The sequence below is a fragment of the Limnohabitans simekii (SeqCode) genome (genome assembly GCF_965234735.1).
GTDB classification, from domain to species: Bacteria; Pseudomonadota; Gammaproteobacteria; order Burkholderiales; family Burkholderiaceae_C; genus Limnohabitans; species Limnohabitans simekii.
Map to the genome: position 1 here is coordinate 165259 of NZ_OZ248545.1, position 15132 is coordinate 180390.

At 57.9% G+C, this 15132-nt stretch carries 13 protein-coding genes; 12 read left to right on the forward strand and 1 reads right to left on the reverse strand.

Annotated elements, in window-relative coordinates; translation table 11 throughout:
• Positions 1 to 26: 26 nt before the first annotated feature.
• The 10 genes from AC8GFP_RS12755 to AC8GFP_RS12800 all read left to right on the forward strand — a co-directional run bounded on the left by AC8GFP_RS12755 (position 27) and on the right by AC8GFP_RS12800 (position 12111).
• Positions 27 to 563, forward strand: coding sequence for a superoxide dismutase family protein (locus AC8GFP_RS12755; protein ID WP_506613766.1), 537 nt, complete (start codon positions 27 to 29; stop codon positions 561 to 563).
• A 158-nt stretch (positions 564 to 721) separates the two neighbouring features.
• Positions 722 to 1114, forward strand: coding sequence for a hypothetical protein (locus AC8GFP_RS12760; protein WP_506613768.1), 393 nt, complete (start codon positions 722 to 724; stop codon positions 1112 to 1114).
• Between the two features lie 119 nt (positions 1115 to 1233).
• Positions 1234 to 3063, forward strand: coding sequence for an acyl-CoA dehydrogenase (locus AC8GFP_RS12765; protein ID WP_506613769.1), 1830 nt, complete (start codon positions 1234 to 1236; stop codon positions 3061 to 3063).
• A gap of 23 nt (positions 3064 to 3086) precedes the next feature.
• Entirely contained in the window at positions 3087 to 3878 is a 792-nt protein-coding gene (locus AC8GFP_RS12770) for an SDR family oxidoreductase (protein WP_506613771.1), read from the forward strand.
• A gap of 15 nt (positions 3879 to 3893) precedes the next feature.
• Positions 3894 to 4907, forward strand: coding sequence for an NADP-dependent oxidoreductase (locus AC8GFP_RS12775; RefSeq protein WP_506613773.1), 1014 nt, complete (start codon positions 3894 to 3896; stop codon positions 4905 to 4907).
• A 6-nt stretch (positions 4908 to 4913) separates the two neighbouring features.
• Positions 4914 to 5840: a glutathione S-transferase family protein gene (locus AC8GFP_RS12780; RefSeq protein WP_506613776.1), complete on the forward strand. Its 927-nt coding sequence runs from the start codon at positions 4914 to 4916 to the stop codon at positions 5838 to 5840.
• Positions 5837 to 6739, forward strand: coding sequence for an SDR family oxidoreductase (locus AC8GFP_RS12785; RefSeq protein ID WP_506613778.1), 903 nt, complete (start codon positions 5837 to 5839; stop codon positions 6737 to 6739). The genes AC8GFP_RS12780 and AC8GFP_RS12785 overlap by 4 nt, the downstream gene beginning before the upstream one ends.
• Positions 6740 to 6743: 4 nt before the next feature.
• The gene (locus AC8GFP_RS12790) at positions 6744 to 9110 is read left to right on the forward strand and encodes a Tex family protein (protein ID WP_506613780.1); all 2367 of its coding nucleotides are present in this window, start codon (positions 6744 to 6746) and stop codon (positions 9108 to 9110) included.
• A 124-nt stretch (positions 9111 to 9234) separates the two neighbouring features.
• Positions 9235 to 10986 (forward strand): O-antigen ligase family protein, encoded by a 1752-nt coding sequence (locus AC8GFP_RS12795; RefSeq protein ID WP_506613782.1) that lies wholly within the window; start codon positions 9235 to 9237, stop codon positions 10984 to 10986.
• A 42-nt stretch (positions 10987 to 11028) separates the two neighbouring features.
• Positions 11029 to 12111 (forward strand): patatin-like phospholipase domain-containing protein, encoded by a 1083-nt coding sequence (locus AC8GFP_RS12800; RefSeq protein ID WP_506613784.1) that lies wholly within the window; start codon positions 11029 to 11031, stop codon positions 12109 to 12111.
• A gap of 39 nt (positions 12112 to 12150) precedes the next feature.
• Here the strand turns inward: AC8GFP_RS12800 and AC8GFP_RS12805 are convergent, their stop codons facing one another.
• The gene (locus AC8GFP_RS12805; protein ID WP_506613786.1) at positions 12151 to 13008 is read right to left on the reverse strand and encodes a YbgC/FadM family acyl-CoA thioesterase; all 858 of its coding nucleotides are present in this window, start codon (positions 13006 to 13008) and stop codon (positions 12151 to 12153) included.
• A gap of 60 nt (positions 13009 to 13068) precedes the next feature.
• Between AC8GFP_RS12805 and gbd the strand changes: the two genes are divergently transcribed.
• Positions 13069 to 14217, forward strand: coding sequence for a 4-hydroxybutyrate dehydrogenase (gene gbd / locus AC8GFP_RS12810; RefSeq protein ID WP_506613788.1), 1149 nt, complete (start codon positions 13069 to 13071; stop codon positions 14215 to 14217).
• Positions 14218 to 14896: 679 nt separating this feature from the next.
• On the forward strand, positions 14897 to 15132 hold a 236-nt coding region (locus AC8GFP_RS12815; RefSeq protein WP_506613790.1), incomplete at its 3' end, for a transposase.

Genomic DNA, 15132 nt, shown 5'->3' on the forward strand with positions numbered 1-15132 from the left:
AGCTTTTCAATCATGAAGGAATTTCAATGAAGAACACATGGATGGCCGTCTTGCCAAGCTTGCTTGCACTGACGTTCACGGCGTCCGCCCAAGCCAGCAATCAAGCCATGGCAGTGCTGCAAGACCGCGCAGGTCAAGTCGTTGGTGAAGTTCGCTTCACCGATGGCCCCCATGGCATCTTGCTGCACGTCAGCGCCAAGGGTTTGCCTGCAGGGCCCAAAGGCATGCACGTCCATCAGGTCGGCACTTGCGCCGATGGTGACAAAGGTTTTGTGGCATCCGGTGCCCACCTGAACCCTTCTGCCAAAAAGCACGGGCTGATGAACCCCGAAGGGCCTGATGCTGGTGATCTCCCCAATTTGATGGTGCATGCTGATGGGTCGGTGGAGGTGGAGTTGTTCACCATGCTGGCCAGCCTCAGCGGACAAGGTGGCCGACCTGCGCTGCTAGACGACAACGGAGCGGCCATCGTGATCCACGAGAACCGCGACGATCATTTGGCCCAACCCATTGGTGGAGCCGGTGCCCGTCGTTACTGCGGCGTGGTCAAGCCTGTGCAGTGAACGGCTGGCAGGGGTTTTGCGCCACTGGTGTGGCGAGCTGGCTGACCTTGGCATCCAGCTTGGCCTGTGCCGATACCACCTCACCCCACTTGACCCTTCATCCTCAGGGGCTGAGCAGCTTTCGGCTTGGATCCGCCCTGCAAACGGCCGCGCAGCATATGGCTGTATGGGACCGCGCTGCGTTGCAAATCGGGCCCGGTTGTGATGAACGTGATCAATCGGTCGTGACAGCCACGGTGGCTGGCATGTCTGCCACCGTCATGGCCATGGCCGATGCTGGCGGGCAGATTGTCGAAATCGTGGCAAGCGTGCCGCACCAAGGTGCTGCCGTGACCCATCAGGTTTGCAAAGCGCGGGCCCAAGACTGGGTGCATGCACTGTCTCCACGCTTGGGCATGGCGCATTCGTTGGCCTCTTACACCCGTGGCAATGCCACGGTGTCGCAAACTTGGTTGTCACCGCAGTCCAAGGTTGAAGCACGTTGGTTTGCAGGCGGGGGCAGTTGTGATTTGAGCTTGCATTTTCAGCGTCCCCGCCAAAGCCCGCTCTAGCGTTCTCAATGCCACTGCCAACAAGGGGCAGTGGCCAGGCCAGAGGTGTCATCTCAGAGTCAATCGCGGCAGTCAATGACTGCTACAGTGGTCATTCTTGCCTTTTTTTGTGTCGTGCCATGCATCTTTCTGCTTGTCTGCAATTTCTACTTCACGACTGGTTGCGCGTTCAAGATTTGACGCAACGACCTCGGTTTGCCGACCACAGTCGCGAAACATTTGACGCGGTTCTTGACACCTGCGAGCGCATCGCCCGTGACAAATTTGCGCCCTTCAACCGTGAAGTGGATACCCAAGAACCACGCACCGAGCCTGACGGCCAAGGCGGGTTGCGGGTTGTTTTGCCCGAGTCCACCCGCGATGCACACCAAGCGTATGTCGACAGTGGCATGTTGAGCGCGTCACAAAGCCATGACATCGGTGGCATGCAATTGCCATTCACCGTCGAGGCGGCCGCCAATGCTTTTTTTGCGTGTGCCTCCGTCAGCATCGGCGGTGGCATGCTCACCGTGGGCAATGCCAATTTGCTCATGAAGCATGGCAGTGCCTTGCAAAAAGAAGTGTTTGCCCTGAACGAATTCAACGGTCGATTCACTGGCACCATGTGCCTGAGCGAACCACAAGCCGGGTCGTCGTTGTCGGATGTGGCCACCCGCGCCACCCCCGATGGCGCAGACCACTTGCAAGACCCCTTGGGCCCCCGGTTTCGGCTCAAGGGCCACAAGATGTGGATCTCCACCGGCGACCATGAATTGAGCGAGAACATCATTCATTTGGTGTTGGCCAAAATTCCCGGGGCTGACGGCAAAACCATCCCGGGTACCAAAGGCATTTCGCTCTTCATCGTGCCCAAAAATTTGGTGGACACACAAGGTCAGCTCACGGGTGAACGCAATGATGTGGCTTTGGCCGGATTGAACCACAAACTCGGTTGGCGCGGCACGGTCAACACCTTGCTGAATTTTGGTGAAGGCCAATACCCGGTGCGTGGCAGTGCAGGTGCGATTGGCTATTTGGTGGGCGAGCCGGGCAAAGGCTTGCAATGCATGTTCCACATGATGAACGAAGCCCGCATTGGTGTCGGTCTGGCCGCCACCATGTTGGGTTTGGCGGGCTACTACGCCTCGCTGAACTATGCCCAAACCCGCACCCAAGGCCGCCCAGTGGGCCCGGCGGGCAAAGACCCGGCGCAAGCCCCGGTGCGTTTGATTGAACACGCCGACATCAAGCGCATGCTGTTGGCGCAAAAAGCCTATGGCGAAGGCGCACTGGCGCTGGGTTTGTATGGCGCGACCTTGGTAGATGACTTGCACACCGGTACACCTGAACAACAACATCAAGCCCAGTGGTTGCTGGAAGTGTTGACACCCATCATCAAAAGTTGGCCCAGCGAATGGTGCTTAGAAGCCAACAGCTTGGCCATCCAAATTCATGGCGGCTACGGCTACACGCGCGACTTCCCAGTGGAACAGTATTGGCGCGATCAACGCCTGAACATGATCCATGAAGGCACCCACGGCATTCAAGCCATGGACTTGCTGGGGCGCAAAGTATTGATGGACAAAGGCCTGGGACTCGCGCTGTTGGGCGAGCGCATGCAAGTCACCATGGCCAAGGCCCACACCGAAGAAACCAAAGCCTATGCACAGGCATTGCAAAACGCGTGGAGCGATGTGCTGCAAGCCACCCATGCGGCTTGGCAGGGGACAGACCCCGCCCTGAGTCTGGCCAACGCCGTGCCCTACATGCAAGCCTTTGGTCACACGGTGTTGGCCTGGATTTGGTTGGAATTGCACTTGGCCAGCACGGGCACAGCGGCGGCTCATGTCGGACGCCGCCAGGCCTGCCAATTTTTCTATCACTATGAATTGCCCAAAATCGGCGCATGGTTGAACGTGGTTGCAAGTCAAGACGCAACTTGCGCCCACATGCCCGAAGATGCTTTTTGATGTTGACACTGAAGGAACCTGAGATGACCCGCACTGTGAAACAACTGTTTGATTTGACCGGCAAAACCGCCTTGGTGACCGGGGGCTCGCGCGGCCTGGGTTTGCAAATGGCGCATGCCTTGGGCGAGGCGGGTGCCAAAGTGATGATCGCGTCACGCAAGGCCGCAGAACTAGAGCAAGCCGTGGCGGAATTGAAAGCTGCCGGCATTGATGCGCATTGGATGGCCGCCAACTGTGCCGATGAACAGGATTTGAAAAAACTGGGTGAACACAGCTTGAAAACATTTGGCCATGTCGATGTGCTGCTCAACAACGCTGGTGCGGCCTGGGGTGCACCCGCCGAAGACCATCCGATCGAGGGCTGGGACAAGGTGATGAACCTGAATGTGCGCGGCTATTTCATCTTGAGCCAATACATCGGCAAGCACAGCATGATTCCACGCCGCAGTGGCAGCATTGTCAACATCGCGTCCATCACCGGCTTGGGCGGCAACCCCACCGGCATCAACACCATCGCCTACAACACATCGAAAGCCGCGGTCATCAATTTCTCGTGTGCACTGGCTGGCGAATGGGGCGTTCACAACATCCGCGTCAATTCCATTTGCCCCGGCTTTTTCCCCAGCAAAATGACGGCTGGCACGTTTGAAACCTATGGCGAAGACGTGTTGACCGCCCATGCGCCTTTGCGACGCTTGGGTGACGACGAAGATTTGAAAGGCATCACCGTGTTGTTTGCATCCGATGCAGGCAAACACATCACCGGCCAATGGCTGGCCATCGACGGCGGTGTGTCTTGCATCACCGGCGGATAACTTCAGGAGACTTTCATGCCCCAAAACCCCCAAATCCATTTGGTCAGCCGCCCCACCGGCGAACCCACGGCCGACAACTTCAAGTTGGTCACCCTGGACACCCCGGCCTTGCAAGACAAACAAGTCTTGGTCAAACACGCCTTCCTCAGCCTCGACCCCTACATGCGTGGCCGCATGAACGACACCAAAAGCTACACCCTGCCGCAGCCGCTCAACAGCGTGATGATTGGCGGCACCGTGGGTGAAGTGGTCGAGAGCCGCCATCCCAAATTTGCAGCGGGCGACAAAGTGGTCGGCATGGGCGGTTGGCAAACCTACAGCGTGGTCGATGCCGACACCCCCGGCATGCTGCGCAAGGTGGACACCACCCACGTGCCGATCAGCCATTACCTGGGTGCCGTGGGCATGCCCGGCGTCACCGCATGGCATGGCTTGGTGCGCATCATCGAAGCCAAGGCAGGTCAAACGCTTACTGTGAGTGCCGCCAGTGGCGCGGTAGGCAGCGCCTTTGGTGCGCTGGCCAAAGCACGTGGTTGCCGCGTCGTCGGCATCGCCGGTGGACTAGACAAATGCGACTATGTGGTGAAAGAACTTGGCTTTGACGCCTGCATCGACTACAAACAACACAAAGACTATCTGTCCTTGTCAAAAGCCTTGAAAGAGGCTTGTCCAGACGGCATCGATGGCCATTTTGAAAACGTTGGTGGCATGGTGTTGGATGCCGTCATGTTGCGCATGAACCATTTCAGCAGCATCGCGGTCTGCGGCATGATCGCAGGCTACAACGGTCAACCGCTGCCCATGGCCAACCCGTCACTGATTCTGGTGAACCGCATGAAAGTGCAGGGCTTCATCGTCAGCGAACACCCAGATGATTGGCCGCTGGCTTTGCAAGAACTCGGCGGACTGGTGGGCAGTGGGAAATTTCGCCCACGCGAAACCGTGGCAGCAGGTTTGGCCAGCGCACCAGCAGCCTTCTTCGGTTTGCTCAAGGGCCAAAACTTCGGCAAACAAGTTGTTCAAATTTAATCCGCCATGATTCTTCACCACTACCCCGCGTCACCGTTCGCAGAAAAAATCCGCGCTGTCTTTGGTTTCAAACAGCTTGCCTGGCACAGCGTGATGATTCCATCGGTCATGCCCAAACCGGACCTGATGCCCCTCACGGGCGGCTACCGCAAAACACCGGTGCTGCAAATCGGCGCGGATGTGTACTGCGACACCGCGCTCATTTGCGATGTGCTGGAGCAGGTGGCACCCACGCCCTCGCTCTACAACAAAGCCCCCAAGGGCTTGGTGCGCAGCGTGGCGCAATGGGCCGACACCTTGTTGTTCCCAGTGGCCATGGCCTACAACTTTCAACCGCAAGGCGCGGCCCAAGTGATGGCCAGTTTCACGCCTGAAACCGTGAAGGCATTTGCCGCAGACCGGCAAGCCATGCGCGGTGGTGGCGCCCGCATGCACCAAGCTGATGGCACCGGCATGTACAAAAGCCAGTTGCGTCGTATTGCCAGCATGTTGGAACACCAGGCGTTTTTGTTGGGTGACACACCATGCTTGGCCGATTTCTCGGTGTACCACTCGGTGTGGTTCACCCAGGTGCAAGTGCCGATCTTGGCCGGTATCTTGGACGCCACACCGGTGGTGAAAGCCTGGACCGCCCGCATGGCGGCCTTCGGTCAGGGCAGCCCCACCAAGATGAGCGCCGAAGAAGCCTTGGCGGTGGCTAAAGCCGCCACCCCTGTGGCCGTGTCTGGTGAATTTTTCCAAGACGAGCACGGCATTGCTTTGGGCAGCATGGTCACGGTGGCCGCCGAAAGCTTTGGCACCGAACCCACCACCGGCGAATTGGTGGCCGCCACGCGCACCCGTTACACCTTGCGCCGCGAACACGAACGAACCGGCACGGTGCACGTGCATTTCCCCCGCTTGGGCTTCATCATGAAAAAGGTTGACGCATGATTTCTGATTTCAAAGGCAAGACAGCGATCTTGACAGGTGGCGCTTCGGGCTTTGGCCTGGAGTGCGCCCGCATCGGTGCACGTTTGGGCATGAACCTGGTGATCGTGGATGTGCAAGCCGACGCTTTGATGCAAGCCCACGATGAACTGAAAAGCCTGGGTGCCACGGTGATGGCCAAAAAAGTGGATGTGTCGAATGCCGACGCGATGCAAGGCTTGGCCAGCGCCGTGTTTGAACGCTTTGGTGCGCCGCATTTTGTGTTCAACAACGCGGGTGTGGGCGCCGGTGGCTTGGTCTGGGAGAACACAGTAGAGGACTGGGAATGGTTGTTGGGCGTGAACCTGTGGGGCGTCATCCATGGCGTGCGCTTGTTCACCCCCATGATGCTGGAGGCCGCCAAACAAGACCCGCATTACCAAGGCCACATCGTCAACACCGCCAGCATGGCGGGCCTGCTGACGCCGCCCAACATGGGCATCTACAACGTCACCAAACACGCCGTGGTGTCGCTCACCGAAACCCTTTACCAAGATTTGAAATTGGTGTCCGACCAAGTCAGTGCCAGTGTGCTGTGTCCGTATTTCGTGCCCACCGGCATCAACAACAGCGAACGCAATCGGCCCGATGCCTTGAAACCCCAAGTGGTCACGCCAAGCCAACTGATTGGTCAAGCCATGAGCAACAAGGCGGTCAGCAGCGGCAAAGTCAGTGCCGCGCAAGTGGCGCAAATGGTGTTTGATGCCATGCTTGCCGATCAGTTTTACATCTACAGCCACCCCAAGGCCTTGGGCAATGCGCAAACCCGTTTTGACGCCATCGTGCACGGTCACAACCCGCCCGATCCGTTTGCCGAACGCCCCGACATCGGCGTGCAACTGCGACAAGCATTGCGGGGTTGAGTGCATGGTGTCGATTGAAAGCCAGCTCGCCGCAGAGCTGAAGGTCCGGCCTGAACAAGTGAAAAGTGCGGTGGCCTTGCTCGATGGCGGGGCCACCGTGCCCTTCATCGCCCGCTACCGCAAAGAAGCCACGGGCAACCTGGATGACATTCAGTTGCGCGAACTTGAAACACGGTTGACCTATTTGCGCGATATGCAAGCACGGCGTGAAGCCATCCTGCAAAGCATCACCGAGCAGGGCAAGATGACACCCGCCTTGCAGCAAGCCTTGTTGCTGGCCGCCACCAAACAAGAATTGGAAGACCTGTATTTGCCCTACAAGCCCAAGCGTCGCACCAAGGGCATGATCGCCCGTGAGGCCGGTTTGGAAGCCTTGGCCGACATGTTGTGGGCCGACCCCAGCCTGGACCCGCAAGTGCAAGCCCAAGCCTTTGTGTTGAAACCCGATGCGATTGAAGGCGCGGATTTCTCCACGGTGCAAGCGGTGCTTGATGGTGTGCGCGATTTATTGTCGGAGCGCTGGGCAGAAGACGCAGGCTTGTTGGCCTTGCTGCGCGAGTGGTTGTGGAACGAGGCCCGTTTGCAAAGCCAGTTGGCCAAAGGCAAGGAAGAAACCCACCCGGATGTGGCGAAGTTTCGCGACTACCTGGATTACCAAGAGCCATTGTGCAAGGTGCCTTCACACCGTGCCTTGGCCGTGTTTCGCGGTCGCGCCTTGGAACTCTTGGACGCCAAGATGTGGGTGCCTGAAACGCCAGTGGCACCCGACAGCAAAGCCAAGCCCGAGTCCTTGGCCCTTGGTCGCATCGCCGGTTATTTGAAATGGCGTCATCAATCCAGGCCCGCCGATGACCTGCTGCGCAAATGCATCGACTGGACCTGGAAAGTGAAATTGAGTTTGTCGTGTGAGCGCGATGTGCTCAGCCGCTTGCGCGAATCCGCCGAGAAAGTCGCCATCAAGGTGTTTGCCGACAACCTGCGGGATTTGCTGTTGGCCGCACCTGCCGGCCCGCGCGTGGTGATGGGTTTGGACCCGGGCATCCGCACTGGCGTCAAAGTGGCGGTGGTGGACGCCACCAGCAAACTCGTGGCCACGCACACGGTCTACCCGCACGAGCCGCGCCGCGATTGGGAAGGTTCACTGCATACCTTGGCGCAACTCTGTGTGGCGCACGGCGTGAACTTGATTGCGATTGGCAATGGCACGGCCAGCCGCGAAACCGACAAACTCGCCGCTGAACTCATGGCCCGTTTGGCCAAACTGCCACAAGCCTTGGCGGTGCAAAAAGTGGTGGTCAGCGAGGCCGGTGCGTCTGTTTACAGCGCCAGCGAATTGGCCAGCCAAGAAATGCCCGAGGTGGATGTGTCTTTGCGCGGTGCGGCCAGCATTGCGCGGCGCTTGCAAGACCCCTTGGCCGAGTTGGTGAAAATTGATCCGAAATCGATTGGCGTGGGCCAGTACCAACACGACGTCAATCCGTTTGAACTCAGCCGCAGCTTGGACGCGGTGGTGCAAGACTGCGTGAACGCGGTGGGTGTGGACTTGAACACCGCCAGTGTGCCCTTGCTAAGTCAAGTGTCGGGCTTGTCCAAACACATGGCGCAATCGGTGGTGCGTTGGCGCGACAGCCACGGCGCGTTTGCCAACCGGCAGCAGCTGCTCAGCGTGTCAGGTTTGGGGCCGAAAACCTTCGAGCAATGCGCCGGTTTTTTGCGCATCCGGGGCGGCGACAACCCCTTGGACATGACCGGTGTGCACCCCGAAAGCTACCCGGTGGTGCAACAGATTTTGAAACACAGCGGCCAAGCCATTGAGAGCCTGATGGGCCGCGCCGACATGCTGGCCAGCTTGCGCCCCGAGTTGTTTGCCAATGACAGCGTGGGTGTCATCACAGTGCGCGACATCCTGAAAGAAATGGAAAAACCCGGGCGTGATCCGCGGCCTGCGTTTGCCGTGGCGCGTTTCAACGAGGGCGTTGAAACCGTGGCGGATTTGAAGCCCGGCATGGTGTTGGAAGGCACGGTCAGCAATGTGGCGGCCTTTGGTGCCTTTGTCGATTTAGGCGTTCATCAAGATGGCCTGATTCATGTGAGCCAGCTCAGCCACAAATTCATCAGCGACGCCCGCGAGGTGGTGAAAACCGGCGAGATTGTGAAAGTGAAGGTGCTGGAGGTGGATCTGCAGCGCCAACGTGTCAGCCTCACCATGAAGCTGGACGCATCGCCTGCCGCCCGCTCAGACAGCGGCGGACAACATCGGCCTAAAGGGGCGGGCAACGGCCAACACAGCCAGCATGACCACTCGACACAGCCTGTGGCGGCTTCAGCCATGGCCTCGGCATTTGCCAAATTACAAAAATCCAAAGGATAGTGTTTTCTAAAAGCAACAAATTTTGGATATTTGTTTTATTTAATACTCTTAAAAAGGCTTGAAATATAAAAAGTAATACTTAGTGAGGATTAAACTGTTCATTTTTAAACCTTCGGGAATGAACATGTTCAAACTCCACCATGGCGACTGGCGACTTGTCCTCAGCCTGATCATCTTGTTTGCCGGGGCCAGCATGCCCTATGTCAATCCAGTGACCCCCAGGCTGAACGCCGATTTGACGGCCTTTTTTGGTTTGGGCCTGTTTGGCCTGGTCAGCAGTTTTTGTTTGCCGGCGCAGAAAACCAAGTTCAGTCTCAACCCCTTGAGCCTGTTGAGTGGCAGCTGGCTGTTGATCGCGCTCGCGCAATGGGTCGGTGGGCTGTCCGAGGCCTACATCAGCTTCTTCCTCATCTCGATTTCCTACCTGGTGGCCATGATCTTGCTGGCGGCCTGGGTGCAACTTTGGGTGGAGGCGGGCAGGGGCACCGAGCTGGCCCAGGCCTTCATGGGGGCGGTGGTGGTGGCGGGCTTGGTCTGCGCCACCTCCATCTTGCTGCAAATGTTGCAATTGGAGGACCTGCTGTCGCCTTGGCTGAATGCCTCGCCGCATTACCCGCGCCAAAGCGGCTTCATGGGCCAGCCCAATTTGGGCGCGTCACTCATGACCTGTGCCATGGTTTGCTTGGTGTTTATTGGCGCACGCGAAGAAAAAGCAGCAGCCCCCAGCGCCTGGCGCTTGGCAGCCCTGCTGTTGTTGATGATCGGCATTTATGGGGCCGGTTCACGCACGGGCTATGTGGAAATCGTGGCCTTGAGCCTGTTGTTCATCTTCATGCGCCGCCGCGCTGAGATTTCTTGGGTGTGGTGTGGTTTGGCCTTGTGGCAATTGGGTCTGTCCTTGCTGATCGACGCCATGCCCCACATCCTTGCGCTGTTGCCCGACGGGTTTGAATTCAAGCGCCAAGCCTTGGCGCTGACCTCCAAAGCCGTGGCCGAGGGTGCGGCCCATTCCGCCAATGCGCGTTTCGATTTGCTGAAAGAAGCCTGGCTCTTGATCCAAGCCAACCCCTGGTTGGGCGTGGGCTGGCGGCGCTACCAAATTGCTGGCGTCATGTCACCGGCCATTGAAGATCCGGCCGACCACAGCCACAACCTGTTTGTGCAAATCCAAGCCGAGTTGGGCGTCTTGGGCAGCTTGATCTTGTTGCTGTTCGTGGCCTATTGGTTGTTGAAAAACCGCCCTTGGGAGAAGGCGCAAGGCCACCAAATTGCACTCATCGGTGTGGCCATGTCCTTGGGCATCCACAGCCAGTTGGAATACCCCTTGTGGCATGCGCTGCATTTATTCATGCTGGGTTTTGCCCTGGCTTTGCTGCCCGCGCAGACCTTCAGGTTCACTGCACCCGCTTGGCTTTTCAAAAGCGCAGCGGCCTTGCTGCTGGTGCTGACCACCTGGGTCACCATCGACCACCGCACCACTTTCTCTGCCTACGAGCGCTACAACTTGACCGGCAACAAAGAGCAGGTGACCCGAGACTTTGAGGGCGTGCAGTGGTTCAGGTTGGTCTATGAATCCATCATCACGTTTGAAGCCACCATCAATGCCGATACCCAAGGCTTCATCAAGCGCGTGGCCATGGAAAACGCCAACACCTACGATCAAAACCAGTTCGTGAATTTCCCGCTATTGAAAATCATGATTTTGGAGGGCCAAACCGAGTTGGCCAACAAAATGGCCGCCCGCATGTGCCGCAGTTTTGGTCAAGAGACAATGGGCATCATTCAACTGAATTTGTCGATGACCCGTGAAGCACCCTACACCCAGTGGTTGGCCCAGTTGCCAGAAGCCACACGCCGCTGCCAAAAACCTGCCTAGCAGGGCGGAGTTTGGCCCTGCACGGATGTGGGGCCCTTGGGCATGAAAGCCCTGGCCATCTACGCCGGACCCAAGGCTATGCAGCATCTGCAGGCCCAAGGCTTGAAGGCCCAAGACATTGCCGTCATTCCCGGGGCCGCAGGTGGCCCCAAGGGCTTGCTGCTGGGGCCCCTAGACCGGTTTTTGTTTGGCGAATGGTTGCCCACCAGTGCCCAAGCCATTGATTTGGTGGGCGCATCGATTGGCGCTTGGCGCATGGCCACGGCCTGTTTGGCGCATCCGGTGAAAGAATTGCAAGCCCTGGAAGACGCTTACATTCACCAACACTATGAATTGCAGCCCGGCCAAAGCAGGCCTACCGCGGCCCAGGTGAGTGCCGATTTCTCGGCCAATTTGCACCGTTTCTACAGTGGCCGCGAACAGCAGGTGTTGCAACACCCACGCTACAAACTGCATGTGGTCACGTCGCATGGGCGCGGCATCTTGAACCACGCATCAGCTTGGCGAACGCCCTTGGGCTATGCCGGGGCTTACCTCACGAACTTGGTGAACCGCCGCGCCATGGGTGCGTGGCTCGAGCGTGTGGTGTTTTCCAGCAGCTTCATGGGCCAAGCCCACCCCTTGCCCTTCGCCACCGACGACTACCGCACCCGCCATGTCGTGCTGAACGAACGCAATTTTTTAAGCGCGGTGCAAGCCAGTTGCTCGATTCCCTTTGTGCTGGAAGCGGTCAACGATATTCCGGATGCCCCCAAGGGTTCGTATTGGGATGGCGGCATCACCGATTACCACTTGCATCTGGACTACCGTGCTGCGCCAGGCCTCACGCTCTACCCGCATTTCCAAAAAAACGTGGTGCCCGGCTGGCTGGACAAAGCATTGACGTGGCGGCACGGCAGCACGCCTTTTTTAGACACCACCATCGTGTTGGCACCCCGGCCTGAATGGGTGAAGACACTGCCTCATGGCAAGCTGCCAGACCGCAGTGACTTCAGCACCTATGGGCAAGACTTGAACGCACGGGTGGCAGTTTGGCAAACCGCGGTGGGGCAGGCGCAACAACTGGCCGATGAATTTGCGCAGTGGCTGGACAAGCCCGATATGCGCTTGGTGCAGCCGCTTTGAACGTGCTGCACGAGTAGCCTGCGGACCTGCTTTGCGAACTTAAAGCGTGATCACCATTTCCACATGGTCCATGCCCGCCTCTTGAAACACCGGCCCTTGGGTTGTGAAACCTTGCCGCGCGTAAAACTTCTCTGCGCTGCACTGCGCATGCAACAACACCGCTTTGTCGCCACGCGCTTTGGCGGCTTGCAATAAACCCGCCAACACCAAATCGCCAAAGCGCTGACCGCGCATGGGGCGCAACACCGCCATGCGCCCGATCTTGGCCACGCCGTCCACAGCGGGCAGCAAGCGGCCCGTGGCGATGGTGCGGCCCAAGCGGTTGCGCAGCACCGCGTGGATGCAATGCTCGTCAAACTCATCCCACTCCATGTCTTGCGGCACGCCTTGCTCTTGCACAAACACTTGGTTTCTCAGTGGCGCGGCATCGGCCTTCAATTCGGCCCAACTGCCCAAGCTGAGGGTGGTCATGGGCTCGGCCTGCTCAAACCCCAGCATGGTGTCGCGCAGGGCCTGCGGCACCGGCAGCGAGGTTTTGCTGTCGGGGTTGGCATACACATAGACCAGCTCGCCTTGGACCAGCAGCTGTTGGCCGCGAAAAATGCCCGCCTCGAATTGGATGGACGAGGTGCCGATGCGGGCGCAGCGCAAGCCCACGTGCAGCAAGTCGTCGTATTCAGCTGAGGCCTTGTATGTCAAGCCCGACTTGACCACATAGAGGTCGCCTCCCAGATCGTGCATCGTGTCTTGGTAGGGCAGTGCAATGGCTCGCCAATAGTCGCCCATGGCGGTGTCCAAATACATCAGGTAGTGGCCATTGAAAACAATTTTTTGCAAATCCACTTCCACCCAGCGCACACGCAAGGGGTGGAGGAAACGAAATTCTTGGCGGTTCATGGTGATGAGCAGGGGCGTTAAAGTCGAGGGATCCTACAACGCTTGCACGAGCCCCTCACCATGTCCAGTTTCATTTACCTCACCCAAATCCACATTGAATTTGGCGCCTTGAAATTCTTGGCCGAAGAATGCCAGAAACACGGCATCACCAAGCCTTTGATCGTGACCGACGCAGGCATCAAGGCCGCTGGTTTGTTGCAAAAAGCCTTGGACGCCTTGCCCGGTTTGCATTGCGCGGTGTTTGACGCCACGCCCTCCAACCCCACGGAAAGCGCGGTGCGTGCCGCCACGGCGCTGTCACAGTCTGCCGGTTGCAATGGCCTGATTGCTTTGGGCGGCGGCTCGTCCATCGATTGCGCCAAAGGCGTGGCGATTGCCGCCACCCACCCCGGGCCACTCACCACTTACGCCACCATCGAAGGCGGATCGGGGCGCATCACCGACAAGGTTCTGCCCCTGATTGCCGTGCCCACCACGGCAGGCACCGGCAGCGAGGTGGCACGCGGCGCCATCGTCATCGTCGACGATGGTCGCAAGCTGGGTTTTCATTCTTGGCATTTGATGCCCAAAGCCGCCATCCTCGACCCCGAACTGACGCTGGGCTTGCCCCCGCTCATGACGGCGGCCACCGGCATGGACGCCTTGGCCCATTGCATGGAAACCTTCATGTCCTCGGCCTTCAACCCACCGGCTGACGGCATGGCCTTGGACGGTTTGACACGCGGCTGGGCGCACATTGAGGCCGCCACCCAAAACGGCCAAGACCAAGCGGCGCGTTTGCACATGATGAGCGCCTCGATGCAAGGCGCGTTGGCGTTTCAAAAAGGCCTGGGCTGTGTGCATTCGCTCAGCCACAGCTTGGGCGGCATCAACCCGCGTTTACACCACGGCACCTTGAACGCGGTGTTTCTGCCCGCCGTCATCGCGTTCAATGCCGACGTCCCGGCTTTGAAGGCCGCGCAGCGCCTGGAGCGCATGGCCCAAGCCATGGGGCTGCCCGAAAGCAGCAACCCCTCAAAAGCCTTGGGGGATGCCATTCGCGCCATGAACCAGCGCTTGGGCCTGCCCAGCGGTTTGGCCGCCATGGGCGTGGTTGAGGCGCAGTTTGACGAGATCATCAAAGGCGCCTTGGCCGACCATTCGCACAAAACCAATCCGCGCGAAGCATCGGTGCAGGATTACCGGGACATGCTGACCGCCTCGATGTAGGAAATTGGGGTCAAATTCCAATTAATTAGGCGAAATTGGGGTCAGATTCCAATTAATTCACGCGGCTTGCCAACCACGGTGGGCTCGTCCGCCGCTCACCGCCACTTCGTGGCAACGTTCGCTACGCGACCGACCCATCATGTTCGGCCAGCTGAAGAGGTTTGTTTGGTTGACTAAACGGCTGAAAGCGATTTTTCGCAAACCGCGCCACCTTGCACCGAAACATCACTTCAGAGACGCACGGCCTGGGGACCATTTTTTGAGCGAAAGACCAGAAAAATGAGTCCCCATGGCGGGCGGCTTAAGCATGAATTCAGGTAATTGGGGTCAGGTTCCAATGTTTGCCAGTCCCCGGAAATCAAGGAAAAGAGACCTGTTTGGAGAGGCTTAAAAATCGCTTGTTTAAGGCAGGGGGTCAGCAGAGACAGGACTTTCACGCGTTTTTATGATACATAAATTAACTGTTTTCATGAATTTCTGTATCACGTTCAAACAGATTTCAGGTTTGAATTAATTGGACTCTGACCCCATTTGATAATTAAATTATTAATTTTTCATACTTGACTTCTTTTTTAGTTGGGTGGATTCAAGCACGAAGTGCAACTTTGATTAACTAATGGTTAGGTGGCTGAGAATGTTTAGCATTCAAAGCTTCTTGACCTGGCAGTCGAAGTTGCTTATGACCTACAAACACCTCAGCCAAGCTGAAAGATATCAGATTCATGCCCTTATGAAAGCCGGACACGATCAGTCTCAAATAGCCAAACTGCTGGACCGGCACAAGTCCACCATCAGTCGGGAGTTGAGCCGCAACACTGGCTCTCGAGGTTACCGCCCCAAGCAGGCTTGTGAGATGTCTGCTGATCGAGCGCAGAACAGCCGTAACGCCAATACGGTGCCAGCTTGGGTGAATGA

What these genes read in the sequence shown, in the direction of transcription:
- AC8GFP_RS12800 (WP_506613784.1), top strand. Translation starts at nt 11,029, where the DNA reads ATGAAAGCCCTGGCCATCTACGCCGGACCCAAGGCTATGCAGCATCTG.
- AC8GFP_RS12760 (WP_506613768.1), top strand. Translation starts at nt 722, where the DNA reads ATGGCTGTATGGGACCGCGCTGCGTTGCAAATCGGGCCCGGTTGTGAT.
- AC8GFP_RS12775 (WP_506613773.1), top strand. Translation starts at nt 3,894, where the DNA reads ATGCCCCAAAACCCCCAAATCCATTTGGTCAGCCGCCCCACCGGCGAA.
- AC8GFP_RS12790 (WP_506613780.1), top strand. Translation starts at nt 6,744, where the DNA reads ATGGTGTCGATTGAAAGCCAGCTCGCCGCAGAGCTGAAGGTCCGGCCT.
- AC8GFP_RS12780 (WP_506613776.1), top strand. Translation starts at nt 4,914, where the DNA reads ATGATTCTTCACCACTACCCCGCGTCACCGTTCGCAGAAAAAATCCGC.
- AC8GFP_RS12795 (WP_506613782.1), top strand. Translation starts at nt 9,235, where the DNA reads ATGTTCAAACTCCACCATGGCGACTGGCGACTTGTCCTCAGCCTGATC.
- AC8GFP_RS12755 (WP_506613766.1), top strand. Translation starts at nt 27, where the DNA reads ATGAAGAACACATGGATGGCCGTCTTGCCAAGCTTGCTTGCACTGACG.
- AC8GFP_RS12805 (WP_506613786.1), bottom strand. Translation starts at nt 13,008, where the DNA reads ATGAACCGCCAAGAATTTCGTTTCCTCCACCCCTTGCGTGTGCGCTGG.
- AC8GFP_RS12785 (WP_506613778.1), top strand. Translation starts at nt 5,837, where the DNA reads ATGATTTCTGATTTCAAAGGCAAGACAGCGATCTTGACAGGTGGCGCT.
- AC8GFP_RS12770 (WP_506613771.1), top strand. Translation starts at nt 3,087, where the DNA reads ATGACCCGCACTGTGAAACAACTGTTTGATTTGACCGGCAAAACCGCC.
- AC8GFP_RS12765 (WP_506613769.1), top strand. Translation starts at nt 1,234, where the DNA reads ATGCATCTTTCTGCTTGTCTGCAATTTCTACTTCACGACTGGTTGCGC.
- gbd (WP_506613788.1), top strand. Translation starts at nt 13,069, where the DNA reads ATGTCCAGTTTCATTTACCTCACCCAAATCCACATTGAATTTGGCGCC.